Annotated in this window: 6 protein-coding genes; 1 reads left to right on the plus strand and 5 read right to left on the minus strand. The window is 46.1% G+C overall.

Annotation, left to right across the window (positions count from 1 at the left end):
• Positions 1-202: 202 nt before the first annotated feature.
• Positions 203-406, minus strand: coding sequence for a DUF4248 domain-containing protein (locus tag ACMJ0U_RS11580; protein ID WP_304184599.1), 204 nt, complete (start codon positions 404-406; stop codon positions 203-205).
• Positions 407-534: 128 nt separating this feature from the next.
• Positions 535-960, minus strand: coding sequence for an HU family DNA-binding protein (locus tag ACMJ0U_RS11585; RefSeq protein ID WP_270530499.1), 426 nt, complete (start codon positions 958-960; stop codon positions 535-537).
• 170 nt (positions 961-1,130) lie between these two features.
• On the opposite strand from ACMJ0U_RS11585, the gene ACMJ0U_RS11590 reads away from it, so the two are divergent.
• Positions 1,131-1,394 carry a hypothetical protein gene (locus ACMJ0U_RS11590; RefSeq protein ID WP_417130065.1) on the plus strand — a complete coding sequence of 88 codons (264 nt, stop codon included), beginning with the start codon at positions 1,131-1,133 and terminating at the stop codon, positions 1,392-1,394.
• Here ACMJ0U_RS11590 and ACMJ0U_RS11595 read toward each other — a convergent pair.
• The 3 genes from ACMJ0U_RS11595 to ACMJ0U_RS11605 form a co-directional block, all read right to left on the minus strand.
• A complete protein-coding gene (locus ACMJ0U_RS11595; protein ID WP_417130066.1) occupies positions 1,383-1,880 on the minus strand; it encodes a hypothetical protein in 498 nt (165 codons plus the stop codon). The genes ACMJ0U_RS11590 and ACMJ0U_RS11595 overlap by 12 nt on opposite strands.
• Positions 1,852-2,475 (minus strand): phage virion morphogenesis protein, encoded by a 624-nt coding sequence (locus ACMJ0U_RS11600; protein WP_417130067.1) that lies wholly within the window; start codon positions 2,473-2,475, stop codon positions 1,852-1,854. The genes ACMJ0U_RS11595 and ACMJ0U_RS11600 overlap by 29 nt, the downstream gene beginning before the upstream one ends.
• On the minus strand, positions 2,472-2,663 hold a 192-nt coding region (locus tag ACMJ0U_RS11605), incomplete at its 5' end, for a hypothetical protein (protein WP_417130068.1). The genes ACMJ0U_RS11600 and ACMJ0U_RS11605, both read right to left, overlap by 4 nt.

The following is a 2,663-nucleotide window of genomic DNA, read 5'->3' on the forward strand; positions in this document are numbered from 1 at the left end:
AGACCAGATATTTGCCGCCAGCTTCTTTCAGATTCCACCTCGCGATGGACACCCTTGCTATTGGCTGTATGATTCCCGCTATTAGGGCTCATTGGGGACTTGCACCCATTAGCTAATACTCATGCCGAGCATACACAAAAATCCCCGACACCGAAACCGGATGCCGGGGATTTTCATTTTTAATTATTCATTATTAATTAATTTATGGTTCGCCCAGGTAATGACATATCGCCTCGTGCTGAAGCGGCGTAAGCGTGCGCTGTCCTTTCTTGTAGTGAAGTTCATCCAGTCTTTTTTGTAAATCTTTGTTGAGAGTAATCCAGCGACGAAGCTGTGTAACGGCACTGCGGGCAGAAGAGCGGGGAAAGTATCGCAGTGCAAGGTCAGTAAGATAAATAGCGTGCATAAAGATTGTGTTTGAATGTAAAGATAATAAAAATATCAGAGAAACAAACTACCCCGTAGTAACAATGCGTTTACTACGGGGTAATTAATCAGTTACTAAGTAGTAATGATGGGTTTACTACGTAGTAGTTAAGGAAGCGGTTCTTCTTTGTCTTCCTGCAAGCTTTTCACCTTGTGGAAGCTCAGATTTGCGATGTTAAGCTGACCTTTCAGTCCGATGCCCGGTCGGAACTGTAGCGTCACCTTCTTAATCATCGACGGGCTGAAGGTGTCTTCCGTGGCGGTTCCTGTGCTGCGAAGCTGAGCCTGAAAGCTTCCCAGGTTCTCCAGCTTCACGATTTGTCCGGCTGCGATGTGCAGGTTAATACGCTTCACCAGTGCACGGATTACGTTCAGCACGTCACCGTCGGTCAGTGTAGTGGCATACGCTATCTCTTCCGACAATTCGTTGATACCAACTGAGCCGGAAGCCTGTGCCTTGGCATAATACTTGTACTCTCCGCTTTCTCTGTCCTGCGGATTGAGCATCTTTGCTACGCTGTAGTTAATTGCCATAATCTTTTGTGTTTAAGTGTGAATAATGTAGTTAACTTGTCATGACATTGCAAAAGTAGGCACGCGCTGGCATAAAGAGTTGACAATTTGGTATTTTAAAGCGAATTACGTATTTTTGTAGAAACAAAAATGCAGCAGCCAACTTGCATCAACTCTTAATCCGTAGCATTATGGGAAGAAACAGTCATTTAATAGAAGAACGTAACCGGCAGATAGCACACAGTTACTTTGAACTGGAGCCGGTTCTGCGTAATTATTCCGACGTCGTAAAAACCTTGTCGAAAGCTTTTTTCTTATCAGAATACCGCATTCAGGCCATTATCCGTGAGATGGTGAAGAACGACCAGTTCAAGCCGTCTGGCGAGGCAAAAAAACATGTGCGGAAAAAGATTTCCGCACAACACATTCAGCTGAGCCTTCAGCTATCGTTTTAGCACAGGGGTAATGCTTATCTTCACATCGGGCACTTTCTGTTCGTCTCGTGTAAAGTATTCCGTTACTTTCACCGTGTAGGTAGACTCGTACACCTTTATGCCATGGTTTGCCGTATAGAATCGGCTGTTTGTGCGGATAAGCGTACTTCCTTCTATTTCGTGCCCCTGCACCAGCAGATGCAGTCTGCGCCGTATGGCATCCCTTTCCTTAATCTTTTCCACCGTTCCGCTACGGTAGTGCGTGTCGTCGTAGCAGTCGATAATGAGCCGCACGCGCACCGTGCACACGCCTTCCTGGCTCAACCCTGACACATTGCTCCAGCTTGTTTCCGCAGCGTCTATCAGCACAGCCGGAAAGGTGAGCGGATAGCTTTCGCGGGTGGTTTCGTCAATCATTTCCAACTGTCCGTAGTCTTCGTCCACGGTCTTCATATCGGGCATCTTTTCTCCGATGTAGTTAACGAGATTCTCTAAAATATGTTCCATAATTCTTTACAAATAGTTGCAATTCTCTTTCGATTATCTTGCGAATTTCTTTCGACATATTTGCGTCGGGTCCGAAGAAGTGGCGGCGCGGCATACGTATAAGCGAGCCTTCACGTTTTAGGGCCATGTTTCGCCAGAACATAGCTTCGCGTGTCAGCGCTTCGTTTCCTTTGGTCTTTCTCAATCCGCCGCGCTTTTTTGTCAGACGTGCGCCTTTGGTTGCGGCGTAACGGTACCAGAAGTACCGCTTCATCTTGGCCGTTACCTTAATGCTTCCTCCGTCGTTGTGAATCTGTGCGTAGTCCACCTGGTTACGTATGTACACCTTTCCTGGTTCAGGTTTGAAGTAGGTGGCATCACGCAGATGGTTGGTTCCGGAAAGAAGCGTCTTGTAGCTGGCCTGCGCTCCTTTGAAGCTCAGTTTGCGTCGGTAGGGTTCCTGCCATGCCCTGCCGTTGAAAGCGCTTTCAGAGAAGCGTTTTTTCGTCAGCGATACAGCTTTTGTTCCTACCTTGACGGGAAGTGTGCGGGTGTAGAGCGTGTTCAGACGCCTTACAGCGTTTTCTACTTGTTTTTGAATGTCGGGTGAACTCATCTTTCCATTTTTTTAAATAACTCTAATAGATTATTTGGAATATCCTTTTTACCTCTCATTCGATACTCTGCATACCATTCAGCAAAATTTTCAGTAGAAGCAGTTGCTCCATATTGGGATGCTTCAATATCAAAGTTCTTAAAAGAAGGGTCACCTAATCTGTGATAAACATAGTGTCCAAATTCATG

Origin of the sequence: Phocaeicola sp., from assembly GCF_048170425.1 — a bacterium.
In the GTDB taxonomy this organism is placed as follows: Bacteria; Bacteroidota; Bacteroidia; order Bacteroidales; family Bacteroidaceae; genus Phocaeicola.

Excerpts from the sequence above, each read along its gene's own strand:
- ACMJ0U_RS11580 (WP_304184599.1), bottom strand. The coding sequence starts at position 406 with ATGCACGCTATTTATCTTACTGACCTTGCACTGCGATACTTTCCCCGC.
- ACMJ0U_RS11585 (WP_270530499.1), bottom strand. The coding sequence starts at position 960 with ATGGCAATTAACTACAGCGTAGCAAAGATGCTCAATCCGCAGGACAGA.
- ACMJ0U_RS11590 (WP_417130065.1), top strand. The coding sequence starts at position 1,131 with ATGGGAAGAAACAGTCATTTAATAGAAGAACGTAACCGGCAGATAGCA.
- ACMJ0U_RS11595 (WP_417130066.1), bottom strand. The coding sequence starts at position 1,880 with ATGGAACATATTTTAGAGAATCTCGTTAACTACATCGGAGAAAAGATG.
- ACMJ0U_RS11600 (WP_417130067.1), bottom strand. The coding sequence starts at position 2,475 with ATGAGTTCACCCGACATTCAAAAACAAGTAGAAAACGCTGTAAGGCGT.